Source organism: Thermaerobacillus caldiproteolyticus (assembly GCF_015326725.1).
Lineage (GTDB): Bacteria > Bacillota > Bacilli > Bacillales > Anoxybacillaceae > Thermaerobacillus > Thermaerobacillus caldiproteolyticus.
This window is the reverse complement of record NZ_CP064060.1, coordinates 1,253,842-1,269,019: the sequence shown is the minus strand read 5'-3', so window position 1 is coordinate 1,269,019 and position 15,178 is coordinate 1,253,842. Positions and strand designations below refer to the sequence as shown.

The 15,178-nt window shown below is 37.1% G+C and carries 16 protein-coding genes and 1 pseudogene; 6 read left to right on the top strand and 11 right to left on the bottom strand.

What is annotated here, in order from left to right:
* The first annotated feature begins 672 nt into the window (after nt 1-672).
* Nucleotides 673-1,458 (top strand): molybdopterin-dependent oxidoreductase, encoded by a 786-nt coding sequence (locus ISX45_RS06200; protein ID WP_323744661.1) that lies wholly within the window; start codon nt 673-675, stop codon nt 1,456-1,458.
* Nucleotides 1,459-1,473: 15 nt separating this feature from the next.
* Nucleotides 1,474-1,722, top strand: a complete 249-nt coding sequence (locus ISX45_RS20025) for a molybdopterin-binding protein (protein WP_323744671.1) — start codon at nt 1,474-1,476, stop codon at nt 1,720-1,722.
* Between the two features lie 114 nt (nt 1,723-1,836).
* Here ISX45_RS20025 and ISX45_RS06195 read toward each other — a convergent pair whose 3' ends face one another.
* The gene (locus ISX45_RS06195) at nt 1,837-2,031 is read right to left on the bottom strand and encodes a hypothetical protein (RefSeq protein WP_181556579.1); all 195 of its coding nucleotides are present in this window, start codon (nt 2,029-2,031) and stop codon (nt 1,837-1,839) included.
* An 89-nt stretch (nt 2,032-2,120) separates the two neighbouring features.
* Nucleotides 2,121-2,726: a DUF3298 and DUF4163 domain-containing protein gene (locus ISX45_RS06190; protein WP_194520275.1), complete on the bottom strand. Its 606-nt coding sequence runs from the start codon at nt 2,724-2,726 to the stop codon at nt 2,121-2,123.
* Between the two features lie 151 nt (nt 2,727-2,877).
* Here ISX45_RS06190 and ISX45_RS19495 point away from each other — a divergent pair.
* Nucleotides 2,878-3,113 (top strand): annotated as a pseudogene (locus ISX45_RS19495) (hypothetical protein); the annotation flags it as partial.
* 63 nt (nt 3,114-3,176) lie between these two features.
* Nucleotides 3,177-3,992 (top strand): lipid II flippase Amj family protein, encoded by an 816-nt coding sequence (locus tag ISX45_RS06185; protein WP_194520274.1) that lies wholly within the window; start codon nt 3,177-3,179, stop codon nt 3,990-3,992.
* Between the two features lie 435 nt (nt 3,993-4,427).
* Here ISX45_RS06185 and cyoE read toward each other — a convergent pair whose 3' ends face one another.
* Entirely contained in the window at nt 4,428-5,345 is a 918-nt protein-coding gene (cyoE, locus tag ISX45_RS06180) for a heme o synthase (RefSeq protein WP_194520273.1), read from the bottom strand.
* A gap of 122 nt (nt 5,346-5,467) precedes the next feature.
* Here cyoE and ISX45_RS06175 point away from each other — a divergent pair, with 122 nt between their 5' ends.
* Nucleotides 5,468-6,082 carry a TetR/AcrR family transcriptional regulator gene (locus ISX45_RS06175; RefSeq protein WP_194520272.1) on the top strand — a complete coding sequence of 205 codons (615 nt, stop codon included), beginning with the start codon at nt 5,468-5,470 and terminating at the stop codon, nt 6,080-6,082.
* 709 nt (nt 6,083-6,791) lie between these two features.
* On the top strand, nt 6,792-6,995 hold the full coding sequence (locus tag ISX45_RS20225; protein WP_181556582.1) for a YppG family protein: 204 nt from the start codon (nt 6,792-6,794) through the stop codon (nt 6,993-6,995).
* A 429-nt stretch (nt 6,996-7,424) separates the two neighbouring features.
* On the opposite strand, the gene ISX45_RS19875 is transcribed toward ISX45_RS20225, so the two are convergent.
* The 8 genes from ISX45_RS19875 to msrA form a co-directional block, all read right to left on the bottom strand.
* A complete protein-coding gene (locus tag ISX45_RS19875; RefSeq protein ID WP_194520628.1) occupies nt 7,425-7,508 on the bottom strand; it encodes a YjcZ family sporulation protein in 84 nt (27 codons plus the stop codon).
* 57 nt (nt 7,509-7,565) lie between these two features.
* Nucleotides 7,566-7,706: a YjcZ family sporulation protein gene (locus ISX45_RS19870; protein WP_181556583.1), complete on the bottom strand. Its 141-nt coding sequence runs from the start codon at nt 7,704-7,706 to the stop codon at nt 7,566-7,568.
* A gap of 674 nt (nt 7,707-8,380) precedes the next feature.
* Nucleotides 8,381-9,622 carry a DHH family phosphoesterase gene (locus tag ISX45_RS06155; protein WP_181556584.1) on the bottom strand — a complete coding sequence of 414 codons (1,242 nt, stop codon included), beginning with the start codon at nt 9,620-9,622 and terminating at the stop codon, nt 8,381-8,383.
* A gap of 49 nt (nt 9,623-9,671) precedes the next feature.
* Nucleotides 9,672-11,591, bottom strand: coding sequence for a vWA domain-containing protein (locus ISX45_RS06150; protein WP_194520270.1), 1,920 nt, complete (start codon nt 11,589-11,591; stop codon nt 9,672-9,674).
* 10 nt (nt 11,592-11,601) lie between these two features.
* Nucleotides 11,602-12,444: an ATP-binding protein gene (locus ISX45_RS06145; RefSeq protein ID WP_373367408.1), complete on the bottom strand. Its 843-nt coding sequence runs from the start codon at nt 12,442-12,444 to the stop codon at nt 11,602-11,604.
* Nucleotides 12,445-12,634: 190 nt separating this feature from the next.
* Nucleotides 12,635-13,009, bottom strand: a complete 375-nt coding sequence (locus ISX45_RS06140; RefSeq protein ID WP_181556587.1) for a replication termination protein — start codon at nt 13,007-13,009, stop codon at nt 12,635-12,637.
* A 162-nt stretch (nt 13,010-13,171) separates the two neighbouring features.
* Nucleotides 13,172-14,074, bottom strand: coding sequence for a formyltetrahydrofolate deformylase (gene purU / locus ISX45_RS06135; RefSeq protein ID WP_194520269.1), 903 nt, complete (start codon nt 14,072-14,074; stop codon nt 13,172-13,174).
* Nucleotides 14,075-14,146: 72 nt separating this feature from the next.
* A complete protein-coding gene (gene msrA, locus ISX45_RS06130) occupies nt 14,147-15,097 on the bottom strand; it encodes a peptide-methionine (S)-S-oxide reductase MsrA (RefSeq protein WP_194520268.1) in 951 nt (316 codons plus the stop codon).
* Nucleotides 15,098-15,178: the final 81 nt, after the last annotated feature.

Sequence of the window (15,178 nt, the reverse complement as noted above, 5' to 3'; positions counted from 1 at the left end):
TTAAGCGTAACATTCTGAATATAAAAGGTGGACAAGCCATGGATTTAAAATCACTTGCTGAAAGCAAATAGTAATAAATTGCATAATACAAGCCTGTGAGAATATTAGTAATGCTTCTGTTGTACCGTGTAAGTATGTAAACTAACTAAATAGCAAAACTTTATTATGTTAACTAGTACAGTATTTCTTATTTTCTGCTAATAATGGGGAGTTAGAGCAAGATTGTCTAGTGTTTTTGCTGAAATCAGTAATTATGAAAGCGCCCCGGTGCATAAATACACTTTACTGTTTCTTTTTTTCGATTTGTTGCAGCAAGAAAAACAGCTTTTATCGATGGAATACCGAAAAAGTTATTGCGTTCATCAAGCGTGTGAAACAGTTGAAATTGCATTGGGAACGTAATTATACATGGTCAAAACGTGACAAATCATTTAGTGAATAGTAGGAAAGTTAAGTGCCAATAACTGCTTTGCATTTAAGTTTACATAATATAAATTATAGGAAGTTATTGATTTAAAGAAGAATTTTATCTCAATTCAAAAGTAAACTTATTATATTGAGACAAAAAAGAAAAAGAAAAATAAAATTTAAAATTCAACTCAGTTTATTTGTCAAATATACATAATACAATACATAAAATAAAAATTGATTATTAAGGAGTTGTTTGCTGCATTGAAAGTACGTCCTTATTTGACGACGCGAAGTCTTATGCCGGAAAATCAAGAAACGCCGATTCATTTTTTGGTGCGGGAATCAGTGTTTCCGGCGCGTTATTTCTTTCGACGTAATCATTTTCCATTTCCGGAACTGGAATCAAGTGATTTATTCATTCATGGTCAAGTGCAGCGTCCTTTTTCCATCAGCGTATCTCAACTAAAAATGATGCCTTCCAAAAAATTACTTGTTCCCTTGGAATGTGCAGGAAATCAACGCGCGAAGTTTACTCCTCCTATATTTGGTGAACAATGGAAAGATGGTGCCATTAGCCAAGCTGTCTGGACGGGTGTTTCGTTGCGAGAGCTTCTATCGTTAGCATACATACAAAGCAATGCTAAAGAAGTTATATTTATTGGAGCTGATTTTGGAAAACGTCAAGATATGGATGGTCTTTTTTATTACGCAAGAAGTTTGCCGCTTGAAAAAGCGCTTCATCCAGATACGATCATTGCATACGAATACAACGGAACCCCTCTTCCCTTCAAACATGGTTTCCCGCTTCGTCTTATCGTTCCACAATGGTACGCCATGGCGTCGGTCAAATGGTTGAAACAAATTATTGTCACCGATCAACCTTTCACTGGCCCGTTTCAAACCATTGATTATGTATATTACCCTTACAAATATAGCGATGAGGATAAAGAACCGGTCACTACCATCAATGTCAATTCACTCATTCAATCTCCTCTCGATTACTCGACTCATCGTGCCGGCACTCTTCTTATTGAGGGAATTGCATAGACTGGAAGCGGAAGGATCAAAAAAGTTGAAATTAGCGTGGATGACGGAAAAACATGGGAGAAAGCGGCGCTTATGCTCTGTGAACAAGAACGTTATGCCTGGATACATTGGCATTTTGCATGGAACGTACGTGAAAAAGGAGAATATACGATTTTAGTTAAAGCGACAGATTCAAGCGGCCGCACACAACCATCTGTTCCTATATGGAATCGAAAAGGTTATGGATACAATGCGATACAAAATGTACACGTAAAAATCGAATAAAATAAAAATGTGTAGCGGTGTTTTTCTTCTTTTTTTCAGTGAACCGCTACACATTTAATCATAATATCCAAGTTGTTGCAGTAGGGAAATCATGGTACCATCCTTCCGTGCTAGTTACGCGATATCAATGTGGCGATAACATACACCTTTGTATTGAACGCGGACAGGGGCTCCCTTTTCTTGTTTGTATTTTTTCATAAGCTTTTTTGCTTTCAAAAAAGCATCCATCATCCCTTCAGCCAGAATAGCCTCTTCCCAAACAACCGGCTTGGCTTGCTCTGTGTAGAAAGAAAAGACATACTGTTTCACTCTTCTCACCTCCTATTCATAATTATAAAGAAAAACTGTGTCTATTCAAATATAAAAACTGTTACAATTGTGTTAACTTTTTATGAGTATTATGGAAGCATTTTCCCTAAAGGCGATTGCGGATCAACGACTTTTTCTATGGCGTATACGGAAATCGGAAAATACGGGAATCCAAATGCATAAGCCGTTAACTTATACAATTGATAAAATAGCACAAGTGCTTTATCAGCAATGTAGAAATCTTGTTCTGGTGAGACGCTTTTGAACGGAGGATTTAAAAGAAAAATGTCTCTCTCTTTAATTTGAGTTGACACCATCGACGATAGTACTTTCACGTAATCACTGTCGTCTAAAAATAATTCAGAAAGCAAATATTTTTTTCCTGTCGAAACATCAAATGTTACCCCTTTCATGAGTGTAAGCCCATGGGCACCGCCAGAATAAGCGTAATTGATAATCGTTAAGCTTAAAACATCTTTTTCATTTGTTTTCAGCTCAAAGTGTCCTGTGATTTCAGTCAACGGATTTTCGTAAAACCCTTGGTCCATGAGAATTTGTTGAACAGAAGCTAGTATCTCATAGTTTATTTTTTTCTCCGCTTCTTTGTTCGGTAATCCATAAATAACAGGATAATAAAGTTCAAGACGTTTTTGTTTTACATATTCCGTATGAATGTTAACCGGTAGCGTGACCATATTTTCCTCCCTCCCCCCTTCACGATATTCGATCATGATCAAAGCCGTGCACTCAATTTGCAACGCTATTTTGGACGATTAGGACGAATCATAGAATAGCGTAGCAAACGAAGCAGATGTAGCAGAAGCAGCATAAACTGCGTGAGCGTATGAAACCTTGCGTCAACAATAAGCACAAGCCCTACTGCCAAACAGAAAAAGCGTGAAATGAGTGAGAGCAACAAAGACACTCTCATTGAATCGTTGATTTGAAACGAAAAATTAGAAGACGAAAACAAAGAATTGAGAGAACAGTTGAAAGAAGCATACGCGGAGGTTTATAAACTATTGGGTAGCAGGAAACATTATTCTCCTCCTTATTCAACAAACAGTCAGGATATGCAATAAAATTTTGTGAATTTTTGGATTATAAATTATAATAGGAGTATCTTCGAAAAGGAAGGGAAGAATATGGACTTCATCAATGAAAAAGTTTTATTTATATCTCTGTTCATTTTGATTATTCATAGCATAGAGACATTGGCTTATGCAGTAAGGTTATCAGGTGCGAGAGTAAAGTTAATCGCTTCTGCTTTATCTTTATTTAACGTAATGGTGATAGTTTCAAGATTAGCCAATATGCTGCAACAGCCATTTACAGGGAGTTTGATTGATACAGCTCCAAAGCATGGCGCTCTGGAGTTTGTAAAAATGGAGTTTCGGGTACTCATAGGTTCATCTACCCTTGGTACGTTATTAGGAATATTACTTCTCCCCACTTTCATTGCCATCTTCTCGAGAGCCATCATTCATCTTTCAAACAACCGAGGCTCCATATCAGCGTTGATGAAAAAAGGAACAAATATGGCTTTTTTCAAAAGAGGCATAAAACATATACACTTACCAAGATGGTCTTACATAAAAGACATAAACCTCAGCAATGTACCTAAACAATTGTTTTTCTTTAATATGGCAATTACTGCCATATATACAGTAGGAGTGTTCGCTGCTTTGTATGCATCTCTAATGGCACCTGAACGGTCTACAACTGCAATTAACGCTTCTGGTCTAATCAACGGCATAGCCACTATTCTATTGGCTCTGTTCGTTGACCCTAAAATTTCAATTCTTGCCGATGATGTGGTGAATCGAAAAGGAAATTATACAACACTAAAAAGCATTTCTATCATGATGGTTACTTCAAGGCTATTCGGAACTATCTTAGCGCAACTTTTATTTGTCCCCGGAGCATACTATATAGCATGGCTTACTAAGTTCATAGCCTAACGTTATTCTCCTAACGGAAGTGATGCTTAAGGAGAACATATTTTATCCATTCCCTAAGTGTTTTAAAAACGAAAATCCTCTGTTTTTAATCAAAAATCAGGGGATTTTCCATGTGTATCTGTGTTTGTAAAAATCCTAAAGCACTTAACACTACATTGAATAAGAAATATCAAAGGTAGGTACATATTTATAAATAGCGGAACCCCTATTTTCAAAATAAACACACCTTAGGAAGGTCAAAGAATAGCTGTTTTTTCTTGACATGTTTAAAGAGATTAGCAACAGTTCCACATTTTGGGCAATATGAAGGAGGTGGAATTTACTGTCTCTACTAAGAATCGATAATCGTCCTCATTTTCTTGCATATTAAGAACCTTAAAATTCGGGAGGTTAAGCATATTAATTTTCATCATTCCCCCTTTCCATAACACCATTTTATAAATTAAAAATAATACCCATAAGAGAATATATAATTACAGTTGAAAAGAGAATCGTCATATGAATTAAGGAATAAATAAACATTGATTTTGCCCATCTCTCTGAATCCATCCTCTTATAACCGAAAACACTTAAAATAAGCCATATAACACTTAAAAGAAGTGCCACTAACATAAGTCCAATGCTTAAAGAACTAAAAAGAAAACTTATTGCAATTAATACAATTAAATAAATGTTAGTTTGTATATATGTCCTTTTAACTCCTTTTACAACAGGAAGCATCGGAACTTTTGCAGCCTTATATTCATCGTGTTTTCGAATAGCTATAGAATAGAAATGTGGCATTTGCCAGATAATAGCTATAACAAAAAGGCCAAGGATAGCAGGATGTGTGATATCTGGATAAATAGCAGCCCAACCAATGAGAGGTGGCATCGCTCCTGAGATACTTCCAATCTCCGTATTATAAACTGTTCTTCTCTTACTCCACATTGTATAAGGGAAAATATAAAAAAATAAACCTAGTAATCCTAGAAATGCCGCTAAAGGAGTAGTTAATGCAAGAGCTAGTATTCCGAAAAAAGACATGAAGACCCCAAGCCAGAATACTGCTTTCGGTTTTATTTCTCCTGTTACTGTTGGTCTCTTTTTAGTTCTCTGCATGATAGAATCTATATCTCGATCATATAAATTATTAAAAGCTCCTGCTGCCCCTATTACTAGAGTAGAACCAATAAACGAAAATATTATTTCAGGTAATTTCTCAAATAGGCTGATTTGATATGTATATAATGACAATGTTAATCCTGCGAACATTGGAATCAGGTTTGACTTAATAATCCCTGTTTTAATTGTTTGTGAAAGTATTTTTGACCAAGGTTTGTTTTGCTTTATATTGATTTCTTCCTCTCTCATTGTTCTTCCCTCCCCTTATCATCTATATCGATTATAATGTAAAATAGATACTATGCAGGATATAAATACTATATGGTATATTAATGCTATATGGTATGATTGTCAAGAGAAGGAGGAGAAGAATGGTTAGACGAAGATTAACGCAAAAGGAGCGAAAAGAGGAAACAAGGAAATTACTCTTAGACTCAGCTGTTGAGATCTTTGCCGAATTTGGTTTTCACGGTGCTTCTGTGGATAAAATTGCAGAACATGCTGGATTTAGTAAAGGTGCAGTTTATGCTAATTTTAATTCCAAAGAAGAGCTCTTTCTGGCTCTATTGGAACGGCAAATGAATTTGCATGTAGAGAACATCCATCGAGTAATAGACCAACAATATTCACTTTCGCATTTTATTGAAAAAATGGATGAATACTTTAATTTGGTTAGAGAGGAAAATCGAACGTGGAGTATGCTTAATATGGAATTTCTTCTTTATGCGATGCGTAAAGAGTCAGTCCGTAATAAATGGTCTAATATGATAAGGCAATCAGTAGAACAAATATCCAAATCTATTGAAATATTAATGAAGAAAGAGAATCATGAGTTTACTCTTTCATCGGAAGAAATTGCATGGACAATTCTTTCGTTAGAAAATGGCATGGCTATATTCCATTATATTAATGAAGATAGTGTTCCCTTTGATCTATATGGAAAAGCATTAAAAAAATTGCTTCTTTCCCCACAAAAGGAAAATTAAAATAACTCTAATTCTACGGTTTTTAAATATATTAATCAAAAAAACTTTTAATGAATTGAATAAGTGGAATTGTTCAATTTGCTAATACTCAGTTATTAAAAATATTAGCTGTTAAAGGAACAATTCCACACCTTTATCCGATTTATAAAGTAAATAACAATATTTAGCAGTTTAGACTTTCAACTCGATAATCCGAATACCCAATAATTTTAACAATGAGTGACAATAAAGTTGTTTAATTTACAAAAATGTTGTTTAAAAACTTCATCTATATTGTTCCATTAAAGTAAAGGGTCAGTATAGTTTAACTATAGAATGATGAAAATACGTACTACCGTACGATCTTTAAAAAATGAAAGATTCATCTCGTTTTTCTATTTTAGAAAAAGACACTAGAGCTACTTATAAAGATGGCAATTAAGAATTGTCACTCCTAAAAGAAATCTAAACAGATGGTTTTATTGACATTGAATAAAACTCTAAAATTAAAGGACCGAGGGTATTTATGCTCTATGCTTGTTGTCACTCTTTTTCTGATCATCCTCATTATTTTTAGAGGGCAATCATTTATGTATGATTGCTTTTTTATTATGTATAGGAATAGTAATTAATTATGTGTTTTTAGGGACATGTACCTTTCCTTAAAGGTTCAATTTTTCATATATCTATTAAAGAAAAGATATGTAACTCAAAGGAGGTTTTTCATTTGATGCCTAGAAGATCCATGCCCCCTATTTTTCCTCGTGCTCCATTACGGCGCCCCCCAATAAAGCAAAATAAACAAGATTTCATGTCTTATTTTCGTACATCAGAAGGAAATTTAGATTTTATAAAGATTGCAGGAACGGCTCAACAAGCTAAGAAAATGTTTGATCAAATAAGTCCTCTAATTACAAAATTTCTTAAAAAATAGCCTATTATAAAAACATAAAGAAACCTACAAAAAAGTAGGTTTCTTTTGGCTTGTCGACAAAATTGCCAATCTGAAAAGAACCTATAGGCTCTTTAAAGATGTGTTGATTAAATCATTCATTGATCATTTATTCATTTTGCGAATCGAGAAAAGAGGATTCAAATAATGAATCAAGGATTTTTGGTTTTCTTTTTTAGAAAACGCGCCGTAGCGATCTATTACCTCAACAGGCTTTCCCTGATATCTTCGAACTAAATTTTGTATTTTATCTCTCCTTTCTGGCACAGTAAATGTTTGTACCAAGTGGATCTTTTAAAAAAGGACAGATCATTCCAATCTGTCCTTTGCCTTTCTGAAAATAAGCGAAACTAGCCATTCCGATTAAATGAGGAATTTAAGAAGGTAATTTAATGTTAACTTGTGGAGGAATTAATAACCGCCTAGACCTGTACAAGAACATCCTACAATGATAAGTAAGATGAATAAGACAACAACTAAGGTAAAAGCGCTCATATCTAACACCTCCTATTTATTGTTTATGTTTTTTATAAGAACGTTAGGCTTTATTAGTTAGCTCCAACTCCAAATAGAAGTTCCTACAATAATTAATAAAATGAACAATACAACAATCAACGCAAAATTGAAGCCACCGCCACCGTAGCCACCGTAGCCATATCCTGCACCGCCATATCTTCCACATCCCCAACACATAAATGTTTCACCCCCCCTATTGAGTATGAAGGGATTACTAAACTTCAATCCCTACTTTTAAATTATGCTCTCAAAAAATAGTTGGATTGGACAAACTCACTAATCGATAAGAAAATTCAATATTTACCCTATTAATGTTATTGGATTGCATTTCTGATCATTTTTTTAGATTCAACAAAGGCTAAAAGCGCATGTTATGACATGCGCTTTTAGTAAAGATGAAGGAGGTGCATATATTTATCGGTGGCTACTTAGGAGACTTTTGTCTCCCATGTTATAAGATATGCAAAATATCATAAATGATAATGGACAAGGGTGGATGTAAACGCGGAATTTTTAGCAATGAATTATTAAATATCTATCATATTGGATGTATTCCTTTCGAGGATGAGGACGGATATTACGAATATTATTCCACTCAGACAAAAGAATAATAACTGTGAGAATAGATGATTGAGAGGCTTCACCATGAGCATCAAGATCCACAAATGAAGGGCTTGAATCTATAGAAGCAGTAAAAATCGAACCATACCCGTGTTCGCTTATATCACTATTCATCCCTGGTGCGATATTGGTGACTCATTAATTCACCAAGACAATTAAAAAGACCAAATCAGTATGCGATTTGGTCTTAGAATTGATATGCTATTTTTAGGTCTTGATAATCATCAACATCAGCTTTTTTGTTTATGTTTATATTGTTGCACAGCTTCTGAATAATGGTTGAGAATCGTTTCTTTCTCTAGTGAAAGGTGTTCGTGCAAATAATCAATGACTGCGGCGTCTTCCGCTAATCCCGCAGCAAATTGGCGTTTTAAAAATCGCTCAGCTTTTTCTAGACTTTGAAATGACTCGTTCTTACCATCTTCGTAAGAAATCACCCATTTATGTTCGTCGTTCGCAAAAAGGAAAAACCATTTTTCTTCATTGTTTTTAAAAAAGAAGCCTCTTTCTTGTTCTTTTGTATTGTATTGATTTTGTTCGACATCATGGTAAATGGGCGGTAAGCCAAAAGCATTTACAACAAAGAGTGGAAACGTTTTATCGTCGACAAAACAGCCAGATGCTTTCGGATGGCCGCCTCCGCCAAATTGCTTCGCAAACTCTGCCACATTGATCGTATCATGAATCGTCCGAAATCCGATATGTTTCGTGCCGAGGTTGACCATTGCGACAAGGTCTAAATGCGGACACCGCTTTGATAAGGCATTCCCTAACTCCGATATATACCGCTCTGCAAACACAACACCGACACAATGGTCATTGATCCAAAGTTGAACCATTTGTTTTTGTTTCATGCGAATATACCGATTGATTTTCTTTTCTTCCAAATTAAGAATAAGCTCTTCCGTCTCCGTTAACGAAAATGGAGCATTTGCAGTTAGGCGCTCTTTCATTTGATCAAAAAATTCATCAATTCCTAAAATCGAAAACAAATCATTGAGCCGTTTTGCTTGCACATTATTCGTTTCTTCCCATTCCCATGTATCATATTGGCGAACGAGGTCGACAAACTCGTCAAGCGTTTCGTTACGCTCTAATTTTTGTTCGCGAACAAGGTATTCATAAAATAATGACGTCGCACAAGTCTTTTTTCCAGACTCATCAGTAGGTTGAACCCATCCCCACGGGTATTCATTAAAATGCAAAGCGGTAATGTGATGATCAATCACCTGTACATGTTTCCCGGCCGCAAATCGTTCCGCCAGTTTTTTTTCAACATCTGCTCCAACCGCTAAATCTGTAATAAATATGTGTGCTTCGTCATGTTCTTCGTTTTCAATAAATTGCTGCACTCGTTCGTCTAAGTTCCGATATGAACAATAAGAAATGCTTACCTCATCCTCAAAGGCGATTTTCGCCAACAGTCCACAACCAATTCCATCTAAATCGCTGTCCGTAAACAGTTTAATCATCGCCGATCCTTCCTTTTCTTTATCATCATTCCCATTCTTTGATGATTTGTTACAAACTTTTGTACAACAATTTTTTTAAAAGCGGAAACAATATGTCAGGCAATTGTTCTACGTTCGGAACGAGAATGCTATGTTTTCCATAAATATTTTGAATCGTTGTTTGTTGGCCTTCGTCGATATCTCCGTTAGCCAAAAAGACGTTAATGACTTCAATTCCATGTTTTCGCGCTTCTAGCACCGCTTCATGGGTGTCGATAATTCCGTTTTGTTCGTATCCAAATGCCGCTGGTTCTCCGTCGGAAAACACAAGTAAAAATTTTTGCTTTTCAGTGCGCTGCAACAGCTGTTCTGTCATGATGCGAATTGCAAAGCCATCACGGTTATCTTCTTCTGGTTCCAGTTGCATAATTTTTGCACCGCTCTGTTTTTTTAGTGACTCAGAAAATGAAATGACCGTTTGAAAATAATTTGGCTGCTTTGTTTCAGTTGCTTCGTTCGGATCTTCCCAAAACCCGACAATTTGATGGGGAACAAACACGGATTTCAATGCCTCATGAAACAAAATAATCCCCCGTTTCGTTTCTTCCATTTTATCGTGCATGGACGCAGAACAGTCTACAAGCAACGTAAACACCGCATCAATTTGTGCAGACGGCTCATGCTTTTTATAAAATAGTCGTGGCTGTTCATCGGTCCATAATCGAAGCAATTTTTTATGCAAGCGGCCAAAATGTAAGTCGGTGCGCGGTAATGTCTTTTTATGCTCTAATGTTTTTTCGATCATTTGTTTGAGTTTTTTCTGGTACGGTATAATTTCTGCTTTCTTTTTCTCGTACTCAGCCATTTGCTGAAAAGAAGGGGGATTTGGAGATAAAAAGATCGCTTGTGCATAGCGATTTTCTTTTCCATAAACATAGCCCTCTCCGCTTTTACGAACGTCACGTTTTTGCTCGTATGCGCTTCGTTTTGCATAATCGTTTTGTGTGCTTTTTCGAGCGGAACCTTGAACAATCGCTAACGCTTGATCCCCTTCTTCCCCCTCGCGCACCCCTTCTCCTAATAAATCTGTTTGTGAGCCTTGTTCAAGCTCAAACCGCAAGAAGCTTTTTGTCATGTCACTTGTTTCCCGATGCCATGTCGGTAACGTTTCTTCATGAATGTCTTCGTCTCCCTGTTTCTCTTTATCGAGCACATCGCAATTGTTTAGCGGATCTTTTCGTTTAAGGTCATCAATTGTAAATGCCGGTTCTTCAAGTTCATAGCCATGCTCGGGAAGATAAAAATACGTATTCAACATATCATTTTCTAACACCCCATCAAGTGCATCGATGAGGGTGAATGTCACACGAGCTATGTCTTTTGTAGAAACGGCATCAAAAAATTGGCTGATCGTTTGGCGAATCCAAGGCATCATACGGTTGATGTTTTCGTGAATGGACGGTACATCTTCAAGTGGTGATTCTGATGTTAATAATAAGTACATAACATTAAATAAGGCATCGGTATGAACGCTTTTGACAAGGTTGACGTTTGCTTGACTTTGAAAATAGCGTCGGTACACTTCGCGGCGAACACGAAACCACTTTTTTGTTCCCGGGCGTTCTTTTTTACAAATTTCTTCGAGACGTAAATCTTCGGCAAGCATAAATAGTTGTTTGGCAAAGTTGGGAAGAGATGTGGCTTTGACTTGCTCGATGAAGGCCACCACTTCGGAAACATCCGTATGAAAAAGGTTCCCGATTGCCCGCAAGCATACATCGCTTTTTAAACCGTTTACTTTTTCTTCGATTGGTCGATTGTCCCAAAAATAGCTGACGTACAGTTTGCGGTTTCGGAAATCAAGGTAGGATTGATAACCGAATTCGACTTCCCAATCGCTTTGTTTTGTCAATGTTTTCGCTAAATCTGATAGCTGCATGAACAAAAATGAATCGATTTTTTTGTCATTAAATTGGATGAACCGTTTCATGGATGATCCCTCACTCAAAGAGCGTTTCCGCGATGTTTTGCACCGCCGCTTTTTCCCGTTCATCCTCTAGTTTTTCGATAATTCCGCGCTGAATAGCACGAAGCGGTGGCAAGTACACGGCTAAATCACACGTATCGATGAGCGCTCTAATGGAAGCGGCTTCCTCAGAAATGTGTCCATGTTTGGCTTGCGTAATTAAGTCGGCGGATAGTGTCACAAAGCGATCAATGAGCGTTTTGTCCGTTAATTTTGTCTGTGCCATTAACACCGATTTTAATGTATCTCCTTGAATATACGGAACATCGATAACAACAAAGCGGTTTTTTAGCGCTTCGTTCAGCGGCACCGTACCGACATAGCCTTCATTGATGGCAGCAATAACTCCAAATGTCTCTTTTGCCTTGATGACTTCCCCTGTAAATGGGTTTGTGATCATTTTTCGATAGTCTAATACCCCGTTTAAAATCGGTAATGTTTCCGGTTTGGCCATATTAATTTCATCAATATATAACAAATGCCCTTTTGTCATTGCCTGAATAACAGGACCTGGAATAAACTCAATGGTCGTTTTTCCGTCGCGATTTTGAATCGTCTTAAAGCCAAGCAGTGCTTCCGCATCTAAATCGACGGAGCAGTTAACACTATGCATCGGTTGGCCGAATAAAAACGATAACGTTTCCGCTAGTTTCGTTTTTCCAGAACCCGTCGGCCCTTTTAATAATACATTTTTCCCAAGTGACAGCGCCACGATGGCGTCGTATAAAATCGATTCATCGGCTGGAGTATAGCCTCCTTTTCCGATGAGATCGGCATTTTCGCTATTAGAAAATTGCTGTTTTCTATGTTGAATGATTTGTTCGATGTCATACGGCAGTGATGTAAGCTTCACGATGTATTCGTCCTTTCTCTTGTTTTCATAAATACGTTATTATTCTACTAGATAAATGACAGTGACGCAAAAAAAGATGATTGTTTTATATAAAAATATTATGTAAACAAAAAGAAAAAGGAGAGCTTTGCAAATATGTAAAAATGCTCTCCCATTAGCTGAAATTGTCCTTAATCGCTTTTCGAATGAGCGCTTCACAGCGGTCTAATTCCGCTTTTAATTGCCTTTTATACAACTTCGCTTTTTCATAGCCGCCATCGGCAAACCGATAATACACTACCTCTTGATATTTCATTCCTTCCTTCTTTTGTTTGACTTGTTTTAAAATCCCGTCTTCGATTAAGTCATGGAGCGCTTTATATACTTCAGAGTGGTTCGGCTTGTAGCCATATGGCTTAAACTCTTGCCGAAGCACATCTAATATTTTGAGTCCGTATAGACGTTCTTGTTCTGTCAATGTGATTAAATACAATTTTAAAAACGCACGTTGTTTTAAAAGAAAACCGCTGGATGTTCGTTTTTCACCCATTGATTGATTTCACCTCTTTCGAACAAAGATTCTTTTCTTTTATTGTACTAATTCCATTGTATTAATGAAAATCCTGCTTTTTGTGTTTGTTTTTTATTTAGAACATAGTTTTATTAGTAGGATACAGTAAAAAAAGGAAGAAAGAGTTTCCCCTTTCTTCGTTCAATGAAAGACGATCGTTTTATTGCCGTAAATAATGACGCGATCTTCTAAATGCCATTTTAACGCGCGGGAAAGTACGGTTTTTTCAATAATTCGTCCAATTCGTTTTAAATCTTCCGGATGATGTCGATGGTCAACCCTCGCCACGTCTTGTTCGATAATCGGGCCTTCATCTAAATCATCAGTTACATAGTGCGATGTCGCGCCGATTAACTTTACGCCACGTTCATAGGCGCGTTCGTATGGTCTGGCTCCGACAAAAGCCGGCAAAAAGGAATGATGAATGTTAATGATTCGTGACGGGAACTCAGCGACAAAATTTGGCGACAAAATTTGCATATAACGAGCAAGAACAATAGTATCAACTTGATATTCTTTTAATAATGATAATTGTTTCTGTTCTGCTTCCGATTTATTTTCTTTTGTGACAGGAATGCAGTAGTAAGGAATCCCAAGTGATTCCACACTATTTCTCATATGTTCGTGATTGCTGATGACAAGTGCAATATCAGCAAGCAACTCCCCTGCCTGCCATTCCCATAACAACTCTAGCAAGCAATGTTCTTCTTTTGAAACGAAAATCGCAATTCGTTTAATATCGTTATGTAAATGAAGTCGCCAGTTCATTTGAAACGACTGAGCAATTGATGTAAATCCGTTTTCGATTTCTTGCTTTCTTTCCGCAATGTTTGGGCAATCGAATTCAATTCGCAAGAAAAACGTGCCACCTTCAGGATCGGTGGAATATTGACTAGATTCTACGATATTTGCACCTTGTTCGTATAAAAAAGATGTAACTGCTGCAACAATTCCCGGTTTGTCTGGGCATGAAATTACTAAACGGGCGCGATTTTGGTAGTTTTGTAAAAACGTTTGCCAACGACGTTCTCGAAATGTGTGCATGTTTGCTGTTCCTCCTATTATGACAATTTTTTATTCATCATACAAAAAAACGGTCGGAATTCCAACCGTTTTTTATTTAAACAAAGACAAATATTGTCCGTATCCTTCTTTTTCTAAATCTTCTTTTGGAATAAATCGCAATGCCGCCGAATTAATACAATAACGAAGTCCCGTTGGTGCCGGACCGTCGTTAAAGACATGACCAAGATGAGAATCGGCTTGGCGGCTGCGGACTTCGGTACGAATCATCCCGTGACTAAGATCTAGCTCAGTTTTAATATTTTCCGGATGAAGCGGCTTAGTAAAACTTGGCCAGCCACAACCGGAATCAAATTGGTCCAACGAACTAAATAGCGGCTCTCCTGATACAATATCGACATAAATCCCTTCTCGTGTATTATTCCAATATGGATTATCAAATGGCGGTTCGGTTCCGTTTCTCTGCGTCACCTCGTATTGCAGAGGAGTTAGTTTTTTTCGCAACATCTCATCCCGTTCTTTATCAAGCCAGTGCTTTTTCAAAAAAGCGTCGCGTCCAGAACCGACTCGGTAAAGCTTATAACGAATCGGATTTTTCTTATGATAATCTTGATGATAATTTTCTGCTGGATAAAACGTTGAAGCAGGCAAAATTTTGGTTACAATCGGTTTGGAGAAACGACCGCTTTCTTCTAATTCGCGTTTCGATTTCTCCGCTAAGCGGCGTTGTTCCTCGCTATGGTAAAAAATCGCTGTTCGGTATGATTCACCGCGATCATGAAACTGCCCGCCCTCATCGGTTGGGTCAATTTGTCGCCAGTAAATATCGAGCAGTTTTTCGTAAGGAAAAATGTCCGGATCAAACGTAATTTGCACTGCCTCATAATGGCCGGTTGTTTGTGTGCACACTTCTTCGTACGTTGGGTTTTCTTTGTGGCCGCCTGTATATCCCGATACAACTTTGATAATCCCCGGCTGTTCTTCAAATGGCGATACCATGCACCAAAAACAGCCGCCGGCAAACGTGGCTAATTCGTATCCCATCCGTCACCATACCTCCTTTTCTTTATAATACCCGAAAATAACGAAAAAGGCATCTCTTGTGAACGGGAGAGATGCCTTTTC